The 21,404-nt window shown below is 40.9% G+C and carries 21 protein-coding genes; 12 read left to right on the top strand and 9 right to left on the bottom strand.

The window, feature by feature from the left end; all coding sequences use genetic code 11:
• Nucleotides 1-86: 86 nt before the first annotated feature.
• Nucleotides 87-551: an EthD domain-containing protein gene (locus CLV51_RS19305; RefSeq protein WP_211302060.1), complete on the top strand. Its 465-nt coding sequence runs from the start codon at nucleotides 87-89 to the stop codon at nucleotides 549-551.
• Between the two features lie 39 nt (nucleotides 552-590).
• Here the strand turns inward: CLV51_RS19305 and CLV51_RS19310 are convergent, their stop codons facing one another.
• Together CLV51_RS19310 and CLV51_RS19315 are read right to left on the bottom strand one after the other, a co-directional pair.
• Complete coding sequence (locus CLV51_RS19310; protein ID WP_106529725.1) at nucleotides 591-1,301, bottom strand: LytR/AlgR family response regulator transcription factor; 711 nt, start codon at nucleotides 1,299-1,301, stop codon at nucleotides 591-593.
• The gene (locus tag CLV51_RS19315) at nucleotides 1,298-2,323 is read right to left on the bottom strand and encodes a sensor histidine kinase (RefSeq protein WP_106529726.1); all 1,026 of its coding nucleotides are present in this window, start codon (nucleotides 2,321-2,323) and stop codon (nucleotides 1,298-1,300) included. The genes CLV51_RS19310 and CLV51_RS19315 overlap by 4 nt, the downstream gene beginning before the upstream one ends.
• 266 nt (nucleotides 2,324-2,589) lie before the next feature.
• Between CLV51_RS19315 and CLV51_RS19320 the strand changes: the two genes are divergently transcribed.
• Nucleotides 2,590-3,498, top strand: coding sequence for an alpha/beta fold hydrolase (locus CLV51_RS19320; RefSeq protein ID WP_158267066.1), 909 nt, complete (start codon nucleotides 2,590-2,592; stop codon nucleotides 3,496-3,498).
• Nucleotides 3,499-3,597: 99 nt separating this feature from the next.
• Here CLV51_RS19320 and CLV51_RS19325 read toward each other — a convergent pair whose 3' ends face one another.
• From CLV51_RS19325 to CLV51_RS19335, 3 genes are read right to left on the bottom strand one after another with little or no spacing between them, the layout of a single operon-like run.
• Nucleotides 3,598-4,002, bottom strand: coding sequence for a hypothetical protein (locus tag CLV51_RS19325; protein ID WP_106529728.1), 405 nt, complete (start codon nucleotides 4,000-4,002; stop codon nucleotides 3,598-3,600).
• Between the two features lie 20 nt (nucleotides 4,003-4,022).
• Complete coding sequence (locus CLV51_RS19330; RefSeq protein ID WP_106529729.1) at nucleotides 4,023-4,556, bottom strand: YceI family protein; 534 nt, start codon at nucleotides 4,554-4,556, stop codon at nucleotides 4,023-4,025.
• A 10-nt stretch (nucleotides 4,557-4,566) separates the two neighbouring features.
• The gene (locus CLV51_RS19335; protein WP_245898849.1) at nucleotides 4,567-5,139 is read right to left on the bottom strand and encodes a YceI family protein; all 573 of its coding nucleotides are present in this window, start codon (nucleotides 5,137-5,139) and stop codon (nucleotides 4,567-4,569) included.
• Nucleotides 5,140-5,658: 519 nt separating this feature from the next.
• Here CLV51_RS19335 and CLV51_RS19340 point away from each other — a divergent pair.
• The 4 genes from CLV51_RS19340 to CLV51_RS19355 all read left to right on the top strand — a co-directional run bounded on the left by CLV51_RS19340 (nucleotide 5,659) and on the right by CLV51_RS19355 (nucleotide 8,112).
• Entirely contained in the window at nucleotides 5,659-6,657 is a 999-nt protein-coding gene (locus CLV51_RS19340; protein ID WP_158267067.1) for an OmpA family protein, read from the top strand.
• Nucleotides 6,658-6,780: 123 nt separating this feature from the next.
• The gene (locus tag CLV51_RS19345) at nucleotides 6,781-7,389 is read left to right on the top strand and encodes a sigma-70 family RNA polymerase sigma factor (RefSeq protein ID WP_211302061.1); all 609 of its coding nucleotides are present in this window, start codon (nucleotides 6,781-6,783) and stop codon (nucleotides 7,387-7,389) included.
• Nucleotides 7,390-7,399: 10 nt separating this feature from the next.
• On the top strand, nucleotides 7,400-7,675 hold the full coding sequence (locus CLV51_RS19350) for a hypothetical protein (RefSeq protein ID WP_106529732.1): 276 nt from the start codon (nucleotides 7,400-7,402) through the stop codon (nucleotides 7,673-7,675).
• Nucleotides 7,676-7,767: 92 nt separating this feature from the next.
• Nucleotides 7,768-8,112, top strand: coding sequence for a DHCW motif cupin fold protein (locus tag CLV51_RS19355; RefSeq protein ID WP_106529733.1), 345 nt, complete (start codon nucleotides 7,768-7,770; stop codon nucleotides 8,110-8,112).
• 96 nt (nucleotides 8,113-8,208) lie between these two features.
• On the opposite strand, the gene CLV51_RS19360 is transcribed toward CLV51_RS19355, so the two are convergent.
• Nucleotides 8,209-9,519: a glucosidase family protein gene (locus tag CLV51_RS19360; protein ID WP_106529734.1), complete on the bottom strand. Its 1,311-nt coding sequence runs from the start codon at nucleotides 9,517-9,519 to the stop codon at nucleotides 8,209-8,211.
• Nucleotides 9,520-9,760: 241 nt separating this feature from the next.
• On the opposite strand from CLV51_RS19360, the gene CLV51_RS19365 reads away from it, so the two are divergent.
• Nucleotides 9,761-10,492: a GntR family transcriptional regulator gene (locus CLV51_RS19365; RefSeq protein WP_106529735.1), complete on the top strand. Its 732-nt coding sequence runs from the start codon at nucleotides 9,761-9,763 to the stop codon at nucleotides 10,490-10,492.
• A 28-nt stretch (nucleotides 10,493-10,520) separates the two neighbouring features.
• Here CLV51_RS19365 and CLV51_RS28930 read toward each other — a convergent pair whose 3' ends face one another.
• Nucleotides 10,521-10,712, bottom strand: coding sequence for a hypothetical protein (locus CLV51_RS28930; RefSeq protein ID WP_146151323.1), 192 nt, complete (start codon nucleotides 10,710-10,712; stop codon nucleotides 10,521-10,523).
• A 320-nt stretch (nucleotides 10,713-11,032) separates the two neighbouring features.
• On the opposite strand from CLV51_RS28930, the gene CLV51_RS19370 reads away from it, so the two are divergent.
• From CLV51_RS19370 to CLV51_RS19390, 5 genes are read left to right on the top strand one after another with little or no spacing between them, the layout of a single operon-like run.
• Nucleotides 11,033-11,374 (top strand): hypothetical protein, encoded by a 342-nt coding sequence (locus CLV51_RS19370; RefSeq protein WP_106529736.1) that lies wholly within the window; start codon nucleotides 11,033-11,035, stop codon nucleotides 11,372-11,374.
• A gap of 32 nt (nucleotides 11,375-11,406) precedes the next feature.
• The gene (locus CLV51_RS19375; protein WP_106529737.1) at nucleotides 11,407-12,156 is read left to right on the top strand and encodes a hypothetical protein; all 750 of its coding nucleotides are present in this window, start codon (nucleotides 11,407-11,409) and stop codon (nucleotides 12,154-12,156) included.
• A 15-nt stretch (nucleotides 12,157-12,171) separates the two neighbouring features.
• Nucleotides 12,172-13,377: an SIR2 family protein gene (locus tag CLV51_RS19380; protein WP_106529738.1), complete on the top strand. Its 1,206-nt coding sequence runs from the start codon at nucleotides 12,172-12,174 to the stop codon at nucleotides 13,375-13,377.
• Nucleotides 13,378-13,379: 2 nt separating this feature from the next.
• Nucleotides 13,380-16,736: an nSTAND1 domain-containing NTPase gene (locus CLV51_RS19385; RefSeq protein WP_106529739.1), complete on the top strand. Its 3,357-nt coding sequence runs from the start codon at nucleotides 13,380-13,382 to the stop codon at nucleotides 16,734-16,736.
• The gene (locus tag CLV51_RS19390; RefSeq protein ID WP_106529740.1) at nucleotides 16,733-17,587 is read left to right on the top strand and encodes a CHAT domain-containing protein; all 855 of its coding nucleotides are present in this window, start codon (nucleotides 16,733-16,735) and stop codon (nucleotides 17,585-17,587) included. The genes CLV51_RS19385 and CLV51_RS19390 overlap by 4 nt, the downstream gene beginning before the upstream one ends.
• Nucleotides 17,588-17,763: 176 nt before the next feature.
• Here the strand turns inward: CLV51_RS19390 and CLV51_RS19395 are convergent, their stop codons facing one another.
• Both CLV51_RS19395 and CLV51_RS19400 read right to left on the bottom strand, forming a co-directional pair.
• Nucleotides 17,764-18,066 (bottom strand): DUF1330 domain-containing protein, encoded by a 303-nt coding sequence (locus tag CLV51_RS19395; RefSeq protein WP_106529741.1) that lies wholly within the window; start codon nucleotides 18,064-18,066, stop codon nucleotides 17,764-17,766.
• A gap of 47 nt (nucleotides 18,067-18,113) precedes the next feature.
• Complete coding sequence (locus CLV51_RS19400; protein ID WP_158267068.1) at nucleotides 18,114-21,398, bottom strand: Tc toxin subunit A-related protein; 3,285 nt, start codon at nucleotides 21,396-21,398, stop codon at nucleotides 18,114-18,116.
• Nucleotides 21,399-21,404 lie beyond the last annotated feature (6 nt).

Consider the following 21,404-nt stretch of genomic DNA (forward strand, 5'->3'; position numbering starts at 1 on the left):
ACAGGGAATTTTGTTAAATCCTATTATTCTACTAAATTAGTAGAGTAATAGATATAAAACAACTCATTTATTTAAAAAGATAAATCATGTTATCAACCTTTTCTTCCCTCTTTACAAAAAGCAAATACCTGCTGCTGCTTTTTTGCAGCATTTTATCGCTGCAGGGTATTGCCCAAACAAAAGTGGCATCATCGAATGAGTACTTTACGGTAGAAAATTATTACAGGGCTAAATGGGGATATGCAGATGAATTTATTCACCTGTGGAAGACTAATCATTATCCGCTGTTAAAAAAGGCTATTGAAAAGGGAGATATCATCAGCGTTACTGCCGCAAGGCCGCGGCTGCACAGTGGGGAAGATACGCGCTGGGATTTCCGGGTAACGATCGTATTCAAAAATGCAGCATTGGCTTTCGATGAAAATCTTACTGCTCCGTATAAAAAACTGCTGTATCCTGATCAGGAGCAATATAAAGAAGCAGAACAGCACCGTTTTGAGATTTTGCTTTCGCATTGGGATGTGGAAGTAGTGAATGAGGCGCTGGATTAAAATACCTGTTTTGAGTTCTTAATTTTTATGAGGACTTTTTTATTTTTTAATCAGTTTGGTATCGATGATCTTCATCAGATCTGTTTTGTAATTTTTACTCACCGGAATTTTTTCATTACCTATCCTCACTTCATTTCCTGTGAGGGATCGTATTTTTTCGATAGCAACAATATAGGACCTTTGTATGCGCAGAAACTTTCCCGCAGGGAGTTGTTCTTCCAGTGACCGGATTGTGGTGAGTGTCATAAATTTTGCCGTTGTTGTATAAATGATACTATAATTCTGGCATGCTTCAATGTATAGTATTTCTGCATAAAATATTTTCTCATACCCGTTATTAGACCGTATGAAGAAATAGTTGGTTTCACCTTCCTGCACACCGGTTTTTTTATATGTCAGCAGCTCTTTAGCCCGGTTAACCGCTTTGAGGAACCGCTCCGGCGTAATAGGCTTTACAAGATAATCCAGTACATTCAGCTCAAAGCCTTCCAATGCAAAATTGGGGTAAGCAGTAGTGATGATTACCAATGGTTTAACCGACAGGCTTTTTAGAAAATCAATGCCCATGATCTTAGGCATTTGTATATCGAGGAAGATCAGGTCAATCGTTTCCCGTGCCATTATACTATTGGCTTCCAATGCACTGCTGCATTGAGCCACCAGTTCCAGGAAACTGTTATCCTTTACCAATAACATCATTCCTTCCCGTGCCAGAGGTTCGTCATCTACTATAATACAGCGGATATTCATTGTATACTTATTCTTAGTAAAACCATGTATATGTTATCTGTTATGTTCATCTGCAGGGTGTGGCGATCACTATAGATCAATTCCAGCCTTCTTTTTACGTTTTCCAATCCTATGCCTCCATATGTTTGGTAATTGTTGGTAGTAGCGTTTTTATCTATGGTATTTTCTATCCGGAATTCGAAAAAAGGATCTTCATATTTCAGGTTAATATTGATCTTATTGGGTTTATCAGTAAAAGCGGATATGTGTTTATAGGCATTTTCCACAAATGGAATGATCAGTAGGGGAGCAATGGGAAAATGCTGCACCTGCTCCTCCACAGTATAATGGGTAATAACTGTATTCCCTTTTCTCAGTTTTTCCACTTCAATATAATTATTCAGGTAGGCCACTTCTTTTTCAATAGAAATCTTATCTGTATTGCACTCATATAACTGATAGCGGAGCATGTCTGCAAACTTTGCCAGGGTACTGCCTGCAACTTCCGGATCTGTTTTAATGAGTATATAAATGCTGTTAATGGCATTGAAGAGGAAATGTGGGTTCAACTGGGATTTAAGGAATCTTAGTTCATTTTCTGTTCTTTCTTTTTCAAACAATTTATTTTTTCGCTCTTCCAGGATTTTGTGTTTGATGGCTCTGATAGCAATAAATATAAAGCTGATATAAACGTTTGCCATTAGCACATAAGGAAAGAGGGTGCTAAAAGTATAAGTAAAAGCAGACGTAACATACCTGATCATCGGAACAGCGCAGGCTGCAATAAAAATTGCACCGGCTGCTATTGTTGCTAAAAAAAAAAGTATAAAAAGAATATACCTTTTTGCATACAGAAAAACGGGCATTAGAAAATAAGCACTTATATAAGCAGTAGCGGCTTGCCCAATAAGCCATATAGTGGTTATGGATAAGGCCCATAACAGCGGAGTTCCATAGTTGTATATAGAAAACCCTGTCCAGAAAATGAAATATATTATCCAGAAAAGAAAGTGATCCAGCTTATATCGGGAAAAAAGAGACATACTTGTTTGGGCTTGTTAGATCTGGTCTAAGGTAATGACTGTAGTAAAAGTTAACAATAATTATTGATGAAATACGGTATCCCGATGACGAAAGCACTATTTAACCATTATTCACCCTGTTATATTATCTCTACAGGGCTGTAGCCGGTTTTTCTCCGGGAAAGATCATTTCATCAATATAATTTCCTGTTATATCAAGCTGGTTTTATAGTAAGACAGTAATGCATTCATTTTGTACCGGATCTATTAATTATAAAATCACTTTTATGAAACATTTATTTTTTGTACCCCGGTCAAAGACCTTACTGATCATCTTTCAGATGATCCTGCTGGCAGGTAGCACTACTTCCTTATTTGCACAAACCAGCGAAATTTCTTTTAACGTTAAAAAAGAAGGTAGTGGAAGGCCTATGATCCTCATTCCCGGTTTATATTGTTCCGGGGATGTATGGGATGATGCTGCTGTTCATTTCTCCAAAAATTTTGAATGTCACATTATTACGTTGCCTGGTTTTGGGGGGCAGCCTCCCATTCAGTCTGATTCCCTCCTCACCACAATAGTGAGGCAGCTGGCTGTTTATATCCAGCAAAACAATCTGAAAAAGCCGGTGATTGTTGGTCATAGCCTGGGTGGGTGGCTGGCGCTTAAATTGGGTATCCTGTATCCTGAACTCACGGGCGATATAGTATGCGTAAGTTGTGCGCCTTTTTTACCGGCATTGTCTATGGGAGCAGAGATGACGGTTGAAGGCAGCCGGGAAATAGGTATGAAGATAAAAAAGGGGATTGTCAGCCAAAATGCAGCGCAGGTAAAGCTAACCCAGCAGGCTATGTTAGGTTCCATGATGCGGGATCCGGACAGGATTGCACAGGTAGCCGCAATGGGCACTCATTCAGATCAGGCCACTCAGGGGGAGGCCATGTACGAGTTGTTTAGTAATGACCTTCGTAATTCGCTGGAAACTATCGATTCAAGAATACTGGTGCTGGGAGACTGGCAGTCTTACAAAGAATACGGCGCATCACATGAAAGTGTATATGAAAATTTAAAGGGACAGTTCCGGCAGGCCCGTCAGGTGAAGATTGCCATATCAGATACTTCCAGGCATTTCATCATGTTTGATGAACCACAATGGTTTTACAGTCAAACGGATGATTTTCTTCAGCACCAATAAATCAGAAAAACAGCATACTCCCTATTGGTACAAAAAAGAGAGACAGGATATCCCTGCCTCTCTTTTTTGTAAATATCCTTATCAGCCTAACGCTGGTTGTTACTTATTTTCTGCATTCACCGTAATAAACAAAGGTCTCAGCGTAAACCAGGCCAGTGCCGGGAAAAAATGCATGGGTATTGTCAGGCCTGGAAATAGTTCAGGCGTTTCAATGTCCAGTGGTAGTTTTGCTGCAAAAGGTCCCAATATGCTTACAAAAGAAAGTATCGCAAATAAAAGATTGAAAACGATTTCCGTTTTGCCTTTTAGTACTTTGCTAAGCAACCAATAGCCCAGTGCTGCTATGAGGCAGCCTATTACGCTGGAAAGCATGATCCCAACAGGTTTGGCTATGTTGGTAAATCCTGCTCCGAGGGAAGAGGCATATACTTTTTGGTAAATCAGGGAAGCTATGCCTGCAAGTGCACCGGATATAACGCCCAGTAGTAATAATTTTTTCAGCATACGGATATTTTATGAATGAGCTATTGCTTTACTACAGGTACGGCAACTGTAACCTTGATCATGTCTGAAACATCACCACCGGGTTTACCGATATGAAAATCATTACGATTAACATTAAACGTGCCGTTAAAAGTAGCGCCGTTGCCGTTGTGCTGAAAGGTAAACGGTATGGTGAATGCTTTTTTTATACCCCTTATTTCAAGATCGCCTGTTACCTGGTAGGCATTTCCGGCTTTCTCTATTTTTTTTGAAGTATACCTGATCACCGGATATTTTACGGCATCAAACCATTCATCACTCTTGGCGTGTTTGTTCTGTAATCCATTGCCTGTATTGATAGAAGCAACATCTATGGTAACATCAAAATTTGAGGTTGCCAGATTTTGCTCATCAAATACGATATTTCCTTTGAAGGTTTTGAATATACCACCAGCTTCATTACTGGAAAAAGAGATGTTGTATTTATCTGTTATTTTCCATCCCTGTATCAGGGAAAAAGCAAACACTGCTGCCATAAGCAGCAGTGTTACGCTAAATATTGTCAATTTCTTCATTGAGAAAATATTAGTCTTTAATAAATTCTGTATTTGCTCTGATGGCAACTTCGTCGCCGAGCATAGCAGTAGGCATACCAGCTGCAACACCAAAATCAGCACGTTTGATAGTACCGGTTATTTTAAAACCTGCTACTGTTTTTTTGCTCATCGGATTAGTAGTAGTACCATTCAGTACAACATCCAGGGTTACTGGTTTGGTTACACCATGCAGTGTAAGATCGCCGGTAACTTTATATTGCTTGTCACCCACTTTCTTGAAGGAAGTGCTTTTGAAGGTGAGCGTAGGATATTTTGCGGCATCAAAGAAATCGGGTGATTTCAGGTGGCCGTCACGTTGTTCGTTTTCAGTATTGATGCTGGCTACGTTTGCAGTTAATTCTACGACTGCATCAGAAAAGTCTTCTTTTGAAGAAGTGATCTTTGCAGTGTAATCTTTGAAACTACCTTCGCTTTCAGAAATACCCATGTGTGTAACACCATATCCGAGTCTTGAATGTACTTTGTCAACAGTCCATGATTGTGCAAAGGTAGTAGCTGACAAGATCAATAAAGAGGCGATAATGCTCGTTGTTTTCATCATTTATTTTTGGTTTAGAAAGTGTAATGTTTTACAATGATAATGCTTAAAAGACATAGTTGGTCCTGGTACATAGGATGCCTGGTTAGTAACTTTTAAGGAACCAAAGGTAAATCCTGGATGCATCTAAACCAAGAAGTTGCCGGCTATATGCGCTAACCTTCAGGTAAGTACCTGGATTGATGTCAACTAAGTTGACGAATAATGGATTGGTGAGGATTATCCATTGTAAATGGATAAAAAAGATTTCTTAATATATATGTTAATTATTTGTAATTAATATTTGCCTTAAGAAATGATGTTGCTGAATTACTTGTGAGGTTTTATTTTATTATATATATTTTGCATATTTTAGCATTCGCTTTTATGATGTAATAAATAAAAGGATTAATCGTTTGTATGCCTTGTATCCCTATGATCTATAAACAGCTTCAGGTTTTTTTACTGACTTTTTTTCTGATCCCCTATGTTCATTCGCAACAAAGGGAAACTTTAATCGGGTTACATTTCTCCGGATCTGTTATGGCTGATAAATTAAGTACAGCTAATGTAAATCCGGGCTATTTTTTTTCTTATACATCAGGCATCAACAGGCAATATGATTATACCTGCAGGTTTGGTAGTGTAGCATTAAAATATCTCTCTAAAACTGAAACAAATAAAACGGACAGGCTGCTTCATCAGCTGGATATATCCGGTGTCCGCAGGTTTTCTTTATACAATTATAAGCTGATACCATATGTTTCAGGGGGCATAGGTGCTGGTTATTATGATGGTCATATCTTCCCTTCTTTTCCTGTTTGCGCTGGCGGCAGAATAAGGATTGTTAAAGATGTTTATGTAAATGCAGAAATACAATATCGTTTCAATACAGGAGATGCACCAGGCAATTATTTTCAGGGAAACTTCGGCCTGTTGGGAACTATTATTAAAAGAAAGTATAAAGAAAAAAAGCAGGTTCCCCTGCAACTGACCCCGGTAGCAGCACACGATGAACGTATAGCCATGAAGCGGGATAGAGTACATAGCGACATTATTGATTCCGATGGAGATGGTATTCCCGACAAAGAAGATGCATGCCCTAATGTACCCGGGTTTGCTGAAAATAAAGGTTGCCCTTATCCTGCAAAAAAAGATACGGGGTATACCAACGCAGTGCAGCGTATACAGTTGAAAGAAAAACTCGATGCTATTGCAGCACAGATTTATTTTAAAGTAAACAGCGCCGACTTATCCGCATCTTCCCGTCAAAAACTCAATGAGTTAGTCATTATATTAAATGAGCACAACAGCGGTAAATTATTTATTGAAGGACATACGGATAGCACCGGATCATCCCCGCAGAATTTGTTACTGAGCCGGCAACGGGCTGCTGCTGTTTTACAATATCTTCATCAACAAGGTATCGCTGTTTCGAAAATGCAGAGCAATGGATATGGCGCTACTGTACCCAAAACAACCAATGAAACTGCCGAAGGACGGGCCATTAACCGTAGAACAGAATTGAAATGGCAAGAGTAGGCGATCCATCCAAAAAATTCGGTAATTTGTAAGGATTATCCGCAAAAAACGACTAAGCGCATAAATGATTAATTCTAAAGCGTATTTCCGTTCCCATTGATAGGGAACTGTCAAAGAATTCATATGCATATGTCAAGTGATAGCAATACAACAGGCACACTGCCAGGGGCAAATACTATTAACCCGCACCAATGGGTGGAAATGTATGCAGATTACCTGTACACATATGCCCTCACACGATTAAATGATGAAGAACAGGCAAGGGACCTGGTGCAGGAAACTTTTTTGGCTGCCCTGGAGCGAATAGACAAGTTTGAAGGGAAAAGCTCAGAGCGTACCTGGCTGACGGCCATCCTGAAACATAAGATCATAGATATTTACCGGAAAAAATCATCAGGGTTTGCTAAAAGGACTGATATAGCTGACGCAGAACAGGAGCAGGCCGACTTTTTTGACCATGATAACGGACATTGGAATGCTCCCTACAGGCCACATTTGTTTGGGATGGAAGAGAAGGATCCGATGGCTAACAAAGAATTTATAAGTATTCTGCAACGATGTATGCAAAAACTTCCCAGCCTGTGGCTGGCTGTTTTCACAATGAAACATATGGAAGATGAATCTACCGATATCATCTGTAGCGAACTGAAAGTAACTCCCTCCAATTTCTGGGTGATCATCCACCGGGCCAAAATCAATCTGCGGGCATGTCTGCAAAAAAACTGGTTTTAAATGAACTGATATGAATGCGATAAAGAACATTATATACAACTGTAAGGAGGCTACATTACTGATTGAAAAAAAACAGATCAGTGGTTTAACATTTCGGGAAAATATAAAACTAAAAATTCACCTGATCGGTTGCTCCGTTTGCAGGGTATTTCAGCAACAGAGCATTTTAATAAACCGGATGGTAAAACAGCTCTTTCACTCCAATCAACATAGTAATGCAAAGCTGGATGATCATTTCAAAAAGGAACTGCAGGAGCAGATTGAAGAAAAACTAAAAAAAGAGTAAAGTAAGGGGTAAGGTTGGTACTGTTTTTTTATTTTAACTTTATCGCAATACACCCGCTTACTATTCTATGAATATTATTTAAACAGCATAAAATGTATAGCATACCATTTCAGACAATAAATTGGGATAATGTTCCAAAGACAACACACAATGGCGAAACAGGCGTAGCGTATTGGCAAACCTTACAACTGGGAGATTTAAGGATCCGTATAGTTGAATACACCCAAGGATATTTAGCAGATCATTGGTGCCAGAAAGGGCATATTGTTCACTGCCTGGAAGGGGCATTTGAGAGCGAATTGCAGAATGGCGAAACCTTTACCTTAACAAAAGGGATGACGTATGTAGTATCTGATGACCTGAGTTCACATCGTTCTATTTCAGAAAATGGCGTAAAATTATTGATTGTTGATGGCGGCTTTTTGAAGCCACATTAAACAAAACAGGTTCCTCATTAAATGAAAAATGAGGAACCTGTTAGTACCATTGCTTGTTCCCTTAATAGCCACTGCATCGTATCAGCATACCTGCATCTACTTATTCTTTATTGCCCACGTTCTTAAAAGTTTGATAGCGTCATATAATACGCCTGCCTCTCCTCTGAAATCTCCTGATCCTTTTGCTTCTCCGGTTTGCACATCATACCATTCATAGAAGCCTTTATGCGCGATTGCTCTGTCAATGATGGGATTTAATTCATCCCATGCAGCTGTTGTAAACCCGTTTATAGTGAGTGCCTGTATCATGCGTCCGCCGAACCATGTCCAGTCGCCAGCGTTCTGATACACATAAGGGTGCATATTGGGAAATTCTTTTGCCGGGTAGGGTGGATACACTGTTATACCAATCGTGGCATATTTTTCTTTTGCCGCAGCTTGCACCATTTGGTTGTTAATGGCGGCTATTTCTTTTTTTGAATGAAAGCCCGCAAGAATGGCGCAGGCAGAGCCACCGGTATATAAAATTTCATTTTCATTAAAGGATGTCGAAAACGGGCTTCCATTTAAGTAAATATGTGGAATATATTTTTGGGTATTGGATTGCCATAAATATTTGCGTACGTTTTTGCGGATACCGTTGGCTATTTCCTGCCAATTCTTTTGTGGGTGGTAGGTTGCAGGTTTCATGGCCAGGAAATCCTGCAGGGCTATTACAAACATCGCGTTGTCATAAATATCAACAGCCCATTTTGTTTTGTCATTGATGGCCACACCCCAGCCTGTTTCAGGTTGTACATCGCCCCAGTCGATGGTAGTGGCGCCGGTAACGAGTCCGTATTTTGCCGACCATCTGTCTTTAAGTATATATTCAAAAGCATGTTCAATGCGCTGTAATACCGTTTTGCCGCCAATCTTTTCAGTCAGTATGGAATGGTCGCCGGTAACATCAATATACTTTTTAACTGCCTGTACCAATGACGATTCCTGGTCTGTTTCTACGGTGTTTTTATGTGCAGCCCATTCCGGTGCCAGGGCTGAATAGCGGTACTGGTAGCCAACATTGGCTTTATGTTTGTCAATCACACCATCTACTATATCGCCGTTATCGCCCTGCATTTTGAAAAATAACAGCAACATGTCTTTTACTTTTTCCGGGGGAAGTACCTGTAGCGAACCTTTGATAAAAGTATTGAAGTCTCTTATCCATACTTCCCCATAAGTGGTGCCTGCCGCAAAACCTGTCAGTAGCCGCAGTGCTCTTGCCTGTATTGTGTCCAAACGACTATCCGCCAGTATTGTTTTTGCCAATGTGGTATTGTCCTTGGTTTGGGCATGCGTAGTTTGGGCACTATACCCAACTATTAAAACGCCTACCAGTATGGAAAGGGGAAGTCTTTTTATCATCACGTGGAATTTTATATATGTACAAACATATAAACATATATGGACTTTTGCAACAAATTGCTAAAATGATTTAGCCTATCGCTTGATTGAGGAGTTTTGATTTTATAATCATATTATTATACATTTTTTAATTTTACAGATGAATGAATTGTGCTTTATTTCTTAATAAATTGAGCAAACACATTAACAAAGAATTCGGCGCAATTGTTTTTTTCTGATATTTTTCTCCTTGTTTTGCAGAATGTATTTTAGCATTGATCATAAAAGTCCTTTACCTCTTCACGTTCAGGCAGAAAATCTATTGCGTACAATTATCAGTGACCCGCAATATGCCAACGGGAAATTTTTGCCTAATGAAGTACAACTGGCAAAACAATTGGCCATATCAAGGTCAACGTTGCGCCATGCGTTGAATAAACTTGTTTATGAAGGATTGCTGATCCGGAAAAAAGGAGTAGGCACTAAAGTAGCAGAACCAACCATCAGCTCTAAATCAAAAAACTGGCTGAGCTTCACCCAGGAAATGAACGCCAGGGGCATCACTATTAAAAATTTTGAACTGCATGTTACCTGGGTTAAACCAACCGAAGCAGTGGCCAATTTTTTTGGTATCAGCACATCAAAAAAAATACTGAAGCTGGAACGGCTCAGGGGCAAGACGGAAGGGCCTTTCGTTTATTTCATTTCCTATTTTCATCCCAGGGTTGGCCTGACAGGCGAAGAGGACTTTAAACGACCGCTATATGATATTCTTGAGAAAGATTATATGGTGATTGCCACCTTATCCAAAGAAGAAATTTCAGCAAAGGCGGCCGACAAGTTCATTGCTTCCAAACTGGAAATAGAATCCGGAAGCCCTATACTGTTCAGAAAACGTTTTGTATTTGATCAGGGCGAACGCCCTATTGAATATAACCTGGGATACTATAGAGCTGATAGTTTTGTATATACGGTGGAAAGCAGAAGAGAGTAGCATGCGCGATAGTATCCCGGTAAAAATACTATAACATACCAGTAGAACAGGTAACGTTATCGGTAGGGCAACCATCCGTACGACAAGGGTTCCATGTTTCGCACACGCAGATAGAGATTTTGGGAGATGAACATATAGCTTCTTTTACACTATTAGTGGTGTGAAGGCTGGCAATTTTAATTTTGCCCAAATGTAGTTTGAGGGAGTTTTTCTTTTTCATAAAAAGTGGTTTTTTCTCACAAAAAATTAAAATTATTGATGTGTATAAAGCTATAATATTTTAGTGCGAATATTTTACAGCGGACAAACGTCTTTGAAGAAAAATTGGTGACAACACCCACATCCCTGTGATCTTTAATATTTTATTTTTCATCTGAAAAACCATACCTTTATATCCATACTAAATCTCTATATTAGTAATAGCCCCGATTGTATATATTCCATCAGCTTCAGCTTAATGATGTAAAAAAGCAAAATCAAGTTATAAAATACCCCCAAAAGCACGTCTGCATTTAACAGTTAAGATCATTTTATCAGGATATGAAATATCTGATAGTTTTATTGTTCATGGTCTGTGTAGCTGTGCAGAAAGCGGCAGCGACCAACCTCAGAGGCCGGATTGTAAGATATGACCCATACAGCGGGCGGTTATATCCCTTATATAATGTTCGTGTAGACCTATGGATATGGAATGGCGCACAATGGGTAACACCTGGCTATAATTTCACCAATCAGGATGGGTTTTATTTTTTCGTTAATCTGTCGCCGGGATACCTGTTCAAGGTACAGGTATTCAATATTGTATATCCCGGTCAGCAGAACTGGACCATCGTAAATGTTATTCCGCCGGGTTTTCAGGATATTCCTCAGATCACTACCTGATATTAATTCCATTCACCTCAAAAAATAATGCAATGAGTACACCTCCCAAATTTTATGTGAACCACATGTTCGAAACTACCAGCTATCGTGCTAACTGGACACCGGACCTGCCTGTTGTACCTGGCGATATCGGTGTACTGGAATATGGGCAGTTTGTGCTCACTTCCTCGCTGGCAAAACAAGGATTGCCTTTTGAAGTAAGGGAAAGTACGGGTTCCCTCAACCTGGATTATAATTCCCAAAATACCGCGGTACGTACTATCAATGCTAATTCGGGTATTATTCCTGTGAGTGGTGTACCGGTGCAGGCCAATGTTGAAGTAACCTTTAAAAAAGATGTAGGTGTATTGTTCCAGTTTTCCGGTTCCAAAAGAACTATCATATCCAACCTGGATGAGCTGGGAGATACTATCCTGGAGCGATACAACAACGGTGTCTGGAAAAAGGAATGGGTTATTATAACAGATGTTATCACCACTGATAATACCTATATCATCATTTCCACCACGGCAGATAATACCCTGCAACTGGCTTGTAGCCTGCCTTTGGGCGGTGATAACAATCTGGCCTTGCCAGGCATCAAAGTAGGGGTCGTTAATGAAAGTGGCAGCAGCATTAAACTATTAGGCAGTAATCATCTCACACCACTCTACAATGTAAGGGGCGTGCAGAAACCATTTCTTGGCAATCCGGTATTCCGCTTGTCGGAAGCAATCCGGAATCCGGATTTTAAAGCACTGGAAGAACTCCCCTTTGACGCAAAAGAACTTGTTACAGAATAATTAAAATCTGTAAAAATGATATTGGAGAATAATAGTGACTATGATATTTTACTGAATAGCATCAGGGCCGGAGACTGTGCATTGATACTCGGGCCTTTATTTGCTGTAACAGCCGATGGCAGTAAAGTGAACGAGCTGCTGCGATCTGAATTACAGCATGTTCACAATGTGGATCTTGATACAGATTTTGATAATATTTTTATTGCACGATCTTATCCTCCGGGCATGCAACCAATCAGACTGGAGAATATTATCGCAAAATTTTATCCGGCTATACAATCAAAAGCACACCACGTTTATAGCCAGATTGCCCACATTAATTTTAATACCATTGTAAGCTTTACGCAGGATGAGTTTCTGTCTGCTGCATTCAGGGAAGCTAAAATCAATCATTCCTTCCAATATTTTTATGCCCGCGGTACTTCTAAAAGACCCGATGAGCAAGGTATGTCGGGTGGTGATAGCAGGTTTTCCAATATGCAGATCCCGACACTTTATAATCTCTATGGCAGACATTCCCAGTCGGATTCACTGATCATCAGTTATGATGCATTTTATGAATTCCTGTTTTCATTTATCGGAGAGCAGCAGGCACAGTTAAACGATATGAAAATGAGGCTGACAGCATCTAAAGTATTCCTGTTCCTGGGATTTGATCTGAAGAAATGGTATGTGCCTATCATGCTCACCAAACTCTTAAAATCGGGAACATTAAACGGCAGACGCGTATTGGCTATAGCTACGCTGGATGACACGGCGGAAAGAGAGAATAAAAATTACATGGAATGGCTCACCAGGTATCCTTTGGAAATGACCTTTATTGATATGAAGGCAATAGATCTGATGGCGGCAATTACGCAAAATGGTGCAGCCGAAGAGAAAAGCGCCGCTGCTGCGGGAGATGATAATCCTGTCAGAGGAAAATGCATCTTCCGCCAACAGTTAAAAGGATCGGCGCCAGCTATTTCTTTTGATAAAGCACTCGCTAAGGTAAGTCAGGATAGTGACGAAGATGCGTTAATTACAACGAGCGACGGACTATGCAGCTTTATTAATGAAGGCAATGGCAATTCACGGGATATCATTACGCTAAATAGTATTAAAGGGAAACTGAATACCCTTAAAGGTGAGAAAGGAAATATTACGGAAGAAATGCACCGCATACGAATGGAGGAGTTACGGACAGCTATTATAGACTTAGCTTATGATGCAAAAATTTGATTATGCCAGAAAATAGTAATGATCAGCTCCAGAGAAGATACCCTGGCCCGGTGCCTTTTTCCGAGGCATATACCCAACTTTTTTTTGGCAGGGGAGAGGAGATCTCGGTGCTGGCCAGTATTATAAAAAGTAAAGCAGTCACTGTATTATTCGGCCGATCAGGTTTTGGGAAATCTTCCCTCATAGATGCAGGATTATGCCCTCTTTTTGAAAAAAGCACCGTACAACCCCGGTCTGCGGATATATTGTCACCGGCTGGTATCACGGAGGCAGATGAAAAGCCCTATAAGGTGATTAAGATACGTTTCGAAATAAAACCTTCCGACACCGGCAGTACATCATTACACCATCAGCTCATTACGCAACTGTTCAATCACCTGGAAGGCGCGCCGGTATTCATGTCCATGCTTAACATACCACAGGAGAAAATCAGCGCCTGGCAGCTATTCAAATCACTGCAATGGAAATTTGCAGATAAATTTTCCGGCATCCTGTTAATCATGGATCAGTTTGAGCAAGTATTTAATACCCCCCAGGAGCATTTCCAGGAACTCGCTATTGCACTGTCCGAAATTGTGTACAACAGGGTACCTGTTGCTTTTGACAGGGCATTAAAATCAATGATTGCCGATGTCCTGGATAACCCGGAAAATAGCCCGCAACTGGCGTTGCTGAAAAATGGTATTCCTTTGCACCTTTTAATAGGCATAAGGTCAGATAAGCTTTATCAGCTGGACGAATTGGGAGAATATATTCCTGATATCTTCAACAATCGTTACCGCCTGAGAAGATTGCCTGCTGAAAAAATAGAAGATGTGATGTGTTTACCTGCTACTGAACAGGGAGCTTACATTTCCCGCCCATTTATATACAAACCGGAAGTGTTGGCAGCCATAAGAAAACATCTCACGGTGAAACAGAATAACCGCAGGGAAGAAGTAAAAGTAGAAACGTTTTTATTGCAGATCATTTGTCAACACCTGGAAAATGCAGCTATAAAAAAACAACAGCATACCGAAGGACTGGTTATTCTTTCGAGAGAAGATGTCAGCGACTTGAAAAACATTACCAAAAATTATTACAAACAGATATATACCACGCTGCCCGGCAAAACGAATGTATCCGGCGCTGTGGCTCCTTTTAATGCATTCGAGATATTGCAGGTAAGGTACCTGGTAGAAAAAAAACTGATTGATGAAAGAACCATGAGCCGTATTTGCCTGGATGAGGCATTTATCAACTCTCTTGGTTTTGATGAAGACCTGCTCAGGAGATTAACAGATACCCGCATTGTAAGACGGGAAATGAATACCGTTAGTGGAGAGAGTTATGAGTTGAGTCACGATGCTTTTATTGAACCGATTATAGATGTTTCAAAAAACAAAGAACTGGGAGACCTGGGGAAAAACATTACTGCACATTTTAACACCCTGTTCCAAAACATCTCCAAAGCTGACAGTAGCAGCATCAGGAAATTAATAAGTGATCAGCTGTTGGATACAGAAGGGAATCTCAGGAGCATGTCCCTGGACAAAACGGACCCCAACCGGGAGTTGTTGCAGATAATGATCGATAAAAAAGCAGTCATCAGGATTGAAAACACAGACAGGAAAAAGAAAGGAACGGACAATGAATCGTATGTGCTGAACGAAATATACCGGGATGCTGCTATTCGCATGGGTGACAAGGACAGTGTGCTAAAGCAGCGACTGCGTTATCTCCGGGCCATCGGTATTGCGCTCCTTTGTGTGCTATTGGTGATTGTAGTATCACGGACAGCCATTAAGGCATGGAAGTTATACTACCGCCAGAATGCTTATATAACTGCCAGCACACTTAGGTTTGGTAGCAGCGGAGACGCTGCGGATATTTTACAGGATAAGGAAAATTTGTATGTACTCAGAGAAACCTTTGAAAGGCTGAAAGAAGAAACCGATCACTATGCAGATTTTGTAACTAATAAGCTGGTAGATATATTTAATAACAACGGCTTCCTGGGCAACAGACTTTCCATACCGGGGAAAATAGCAGAATCATTTAAAGTATCTGTGGTGGATGATATCTTCCTTGTTACTTACCTTAACCGTACTTCCTACAAAGATATCAATAACAGCGCCGCTGCTATTACGTTTTCTTCGCAGAATAATAATATAGCATCACCCACTGAAACGCCCAAAGATGTAATAGTATATACAAATGCAGGCCGGGATACTTTTTGTTTTCCAGGCGTATTGGAAGCAGGGTTTGTAGATAATGAACCCTTCCTGTATATCAGAACTGAAAGTTCACTCTCTTTTTATGCCATTAACAGCCATCGCGCCCCGGAACTGATTGAAAGGTGGCCATTTGAATTCAATTGGGTATTGGGAACAGTACAGCAGAATATGTTATTAGGCAGCAGCAACAACCTTGCTGTCAAAAAATATATTCCGCACACGGCTGCATATATTTATACAGAGGCGGGCGGATGTCTTTCTCAATTATTACCAAACCGCATTGCGCAGAAATTATGTTTGCAACCGAACTTAGAACGTATGTTTTACAGTAGTAAAGACAGCATGCTGTTCGTCTATAATGCTGCTACCTCCGGCATTCAATATTATAATCATCAGCTGGAGCTCAAAGGACAATGGAAACTACCTGTCGGCGTAACAATGCTCCTTCCGACCGATTTCAACTTACAACATATTTTTTTCTATAGCCGGCAACCGAATGACGCTGCACGTATTTACGAAAGTGATATCAGTGGCCGTATTTTAAAGGATACCCTGATAACAAGCACCGTATTCAGGATTGATTACGCCCCAAACAATAATATCATCGTTAATACACCTGATAAAATCCTATTCCTGACACCGGAATTGTCGTTACTTGCCAGCATGCCGGTTGGAGATCCCGAAAATACGATGGGTACGCAATCAGTACTTAGTTCAGCACATGCCATATTGAATTATTATGGACCGCTGATGTATCTGCATTATCCAAATGGAAGGTCTGATACCACTAAGCTGCCGGAAGAGATTATTGCAGCTACGTTTTCCACTACAGGAGATACTATTTACGCGAAATCCAGTTCAACATTATACCTGCTGGATAAACACCTGAAGAAATTACACAGATTACAGTGCGATATATTAGCCAACAACAGGCTGGTATTTAAAAATTATGACAACTATTTATTGCTGGCAGACCTGCAGGATAAAGATGTGAAATCTGTAGATGGCAACAGCCCGCAAAGTATTTCTCAATGGATCAACATACATAATAAACAGCAATGGCATATCAGTGACAGTACTTTCAATAAATACGGGTTGGAGAAAAGAGGTATTATTTCGATAGTGAAAAAACTACTTTTATGAGTGAACTACTGGAAGATCTGCAATTATATCTGGCAGCATTACCAACTAATACAGCGGTATCTAAATTATATAGTTTACTGCCCAGGGAAATAAAAATGATAGCATACAATGGCAAGCTGAATGCTATCATGAGCGAATTTTACAATGGTCTTATCTCAAAAGAAAGTTATGATATAGCATTAGCTAATCTGAAAGAATCGCTCTACTTTTTCTTATCAAGACTGGACTCCGATAAACTGAAATTATTAAGTACCGGTTTGAATTTACAAAACGGATCTTACAATATCCTCTTTGTAGAGTCTTTACCCACCACAGAAAATCGCTTACAGCTGGATGTGGAATTCAGCAGGATCAGCAACATTATCGACCGGGTGAATAAAAACCGTTTCACGCTGGAGCGGCCACTCATGGCCACTACGTATAATAAACTGGTAGAACAACTGAATCAACATCAGCCATCCATCGTACATTTTTCAGGACATGGACAAACCACCGGTATTATACTCAGCACCGCAGATAACAAAGCGGAACTGATACCTACAGCTGCTATCTGCCGGCTTTTCAGTTTGTTTAAAGAAAAGACTTCCTGCGTGTTGCTGAATGGTTGTTACACCGCTGACATGGCCAAAGCACTCTCCAAAGAAATCAGGCATGTGATCGGCATGCAGTACCCCATCAGCGACGGGGCTGCCATTAATTTTGCCGAAACTTTCTATACTGCGCTCTGTCATGCGCCGGAGATAAATTTTAATAATGCCTATGTACAGGGCTTAACAAGACTGCTCGTTAATAACGAAGAACAGGTGAGTACACCTCAGATGTGGGTCAATGAAACGTTGTATACCGGGTAGTGGCGTAAGTGTCTCCTTCTTGCTGCTTTTACACTTTCCTTTTTATTGGTTTAAATAGTGATTGAATTATACCTAATAACTAATGAGATGGCAAAAATTGGACATCGCCTGAAAAATATTTTTTAACAATAGAAAAGTGCCTGATCATTTTTTATAACGATTTGGCCTGTTTTCCATTATGATCCAGTCCCCTGGATCAGCACAATCCTGCTTACGGATGCTTCTTTGAGGTGCAGAAATTCCTGCCGCACTTTATCCTGTTTAAATGCTTCAAAGTCTGTTTCATTTTCAAAGCTTACAAGATGTATTTCGTATGGGAGCGCTAGTTCACCGGCAATAAAATTTTCTTTTGTTGGCCGCAATCTTAGCAGCAGTTTCCCTTTGTATTTTTCAATCAGGGGGATGGCTACATCTTCAAATTGGTGAAAGGTGTGTTCCTGACCTTCATGAATGTAAATGAGTTGTGTGAGGTATATCATTTGAGTAAAGTAAAAAATAATAGAAGAAAGCTCAGGTGTTTTATATTTTACACTAACGAATACGATATTGCCATATACACATTATTGCCTGCATTCTTTTTCAGGAATGGGAAAATGTTGGAATTTTTATCTATAGATATGTTCCAGCCTGTAATCGGATCTTTGATGATGCTGAGTGTATTGGTGGCCATAATGAGTTTGTGTTTACTCCAGTCTATACAACAGAAAGAGATAGTGATAGCGTCTTTCATGCCTAAAGACATTGCCCAGTAAGGGAAATTATCGGGTTGCAGGTGAATGTCCAGTTTCCGTACATTATCATTTGCTGCGGCAGTGAAACGGTACCAGTCTGTTGAGAAATCCTGGTTAAGAGACAATAACTGCAGCAGGTTGCCGGTATTTTCCAGAATAGCTGTTTTTACATAATCAACGGCAGCCTGTTTCAGGTGTCCTGCTTCTCTTGCAGTGTACCGGATGTGCAGGATAATATCTGAAATGCTGTCCGTGTCAAATGACGGGATGTCGGTGGGGAGTTCAATGCGCCAGCTGCTGATAGCACCCGCTCCTTCAAACGGGAGATAACGTTCATCATGAAGGTTTAATTCAAACAGCCCGCTGTCGTTTTGTGCTGTACTGGTAACGATGGATTGAATGGCGCCGTTGAAGTCCCTGAAACGGTTATCGTCATTTGCAATGTCCCGTGGGTAGGAATCACTTTCGGAGGATATACGGATACTGCTTCTCAACAAGGAGAGTTTGCAATGAACACTCGTATAAGCCCCCGCAATGCAGGGTACAGACAGGGCTACACTTTTTATGCGCCGCATGAAAAGACCGGGGCTGTCCATATCGTATAGCCATTCAGGTATGCTTATCTCACAGGCGCCGGTAGCTTTTAATTTCAACAATGCTAAAGGATCTATACGACGTATGGAAATGTGCCTGGTCAATTCATACTCACGGGTATTGTGGTCGTGATAGGCCATTTCCAGCCTTTTCAGGTCCAGCGACAATGCCTCGCCCGATAATAATCCCTGGTGGGCACTGTCCCAGTAAGCAAATTTGATGAAGCTAAGGTCATCAAATTCTTTGCGCATCAGTTCATATTTCATGGTCTGTTCTGCGCGTTTGGCAACATCAAAAGCAAATTTGTAGCAGTCGTAATATGTTTTTGAAATTTGTCCCTGCATCCAGGTGTAGAGGTCTTCCTGCGTGAATTTATTACTGAGGTAATCTGTAACTTGTTGCGACTGTTCAATTTGTTTTATCTGATTATCATATTCCTTTTTGGTAATCTGTTCACGTATCAGTGAGGAAATGATCTGGCGGCCGTATTGCATCAGATCACTGCCGGCCAGGTTAGCCTGGAATACGTAATCTTCTGCACGCCGGTAATAACCAGCCATTTTGGAGGCCCTTTCCGCACTTGAAGTAAAGGCGCCGGCCACTTGTTTGGAAAGATCGGAGCCATACGCTGCGGCCTTGGATAATTGTACACCGCCAAATCCAACTTTAGCACCTACGCCAAGTGGGGTAGCGTGCGCATCAAACTGGGGTATGAATGCCAGTATAGGCGTTGCCAGTTTGAGCGCCATGGACAAGGTATTAAAAGCGTCTGCCGTAGGCAGGAAAATATTCAGCTCTGCATTTTCATTTTTGTTCAGCGGCAATGTTTTGCCGAGTTGTCCTCCCACCACACTGGTGACTGCATTGCCGGCAAATTCCATCAACCCTCCCACGGAACTTTCCTGGCGATAGGGTTCTTTTTGCAGATTGATTGCATATTTACTTACCCAGTCAGCATATATGCTGTCGAATGTAGCTTCTGTAAGCGCTTTACGTGCCAGGTCTATTGTTTTGAGCTGGTCAATATCTGTGGCTGTATTGCCCAGGATCAGCTTGTAGTGACGGTAACGTTCAAACACGGTATTCCTGCTTTTCAGCAATGCTTCTGACGCGGCTTCTGCTTCTTTCCACTGCAGGTATTTTATATCCTGCACAAGGGTTAATATTTTCAGTTCATGTTGTTGTTTCAGCAGGGAAATATGTTCACTTTCCTGTTTCTCAATAGCAGAGAGCAGACTTGCGCCCATTGATTTTATTTCGGTGCAAATCTCCTGTGCTTTCTGCAATAGCAGCGGGCCGCGTATATTGGAAACGGGTTGATTGATATTATTGATAATGCTGCTGATATCCAGTCCGGCTGCAGCGGCCTTCACCAGCATACCCGGATCAATAGGAGGTTCAAACAGGGGGAGTTGCTGTATGATACCTTCAATATTCATACAATGACGGATCTTGAATAACCTGTCGGCTACGGTATCCCAATAACCCAGCAACTGATCATTTTGCGGAATACAGAAATATAATGACCTGCCTATCCCAAATACTGCATTGACAGCGTTTTCATCTGTTTTTTTGTTGGAACTGGGTACTGTATTAAATGGAAAATCATTTTCCATCTCTATCATGGCATTACCAAAACTGTCGATACCTGCTTGTTTCAGCTGAGCGTATGTTTTGGGCGATGTTTTACGGCGGGGTGGTATCTTCTGAGGTTTAGCTCCCAGTATATTTGCTGCCAGTACGTAAATCTGCGTAGCCTCATTGATTGTTTCCAGGGTGTCCTGTGTGAAGAGGTTATCGCCCCAGGCAATGAGATTGTCCAGGTATTTCATCACTACATTCAGCTGATAAGCAAGATAGCGTCCACGGGCAATTACATGTGGCTGGAAGGGTTTGTCGCGCCAGGCCTGTATGCTTTTTTCGACGCGTGTTTTCAGCTCACTGTCTGCAGGATTACTTAACTCGGCCAACATTTGCTGGATAAATATGGTAGTTGTTTCTTCCCGGAAGCGAAGAAATTTCCAGAAACGCTGTGGCGCAGGAACGCTGATGTCATTGCTGGTAGGGTCAAAGATGTAATGGAACCAATGCTGCGCCTCGGCAAAACGTTGTGTATTGCTCAGGTGTATGGCAATAGCCAATGGTGCATGAAAAAATAACTCCCAGTTATAAATGGAATATGCACCGTCGTCACTTACATCAATTTCATTTGTGGGAAATGTAGTAACATATGTTCCGTCGGTAGTATAGGTGGTGCTGAGATTATCCTGCAACCCTTGCAGGAAGTTTATGTCCAGCATGGCGGGCAATCCGTCGGTGTTCAGTTTTTGTATCAGGTTATCCACGTAGGGGTGATAGTGATTGGCAAAGGCGTAATTGAGTTGCCTTTTGGCATTTTGCACAAGTACAAAGCTGCCGTATGCGTGGTAAAACTGTTGTTCTGCTTTATATAAGCTGTAGTTATGAAAGTTTGCTCTGTTAGGCATGATGAA

Source organism: Chitinophaga niastensis, assembly GCF_003014755.1.
Classification (GTDB): domain Bacteria; phylum Bacteroidota; class Bacteroidia; order Chitinophagales; family Chitinophagaceae; genus Chitinophaga; species Chitinophaga niastensis.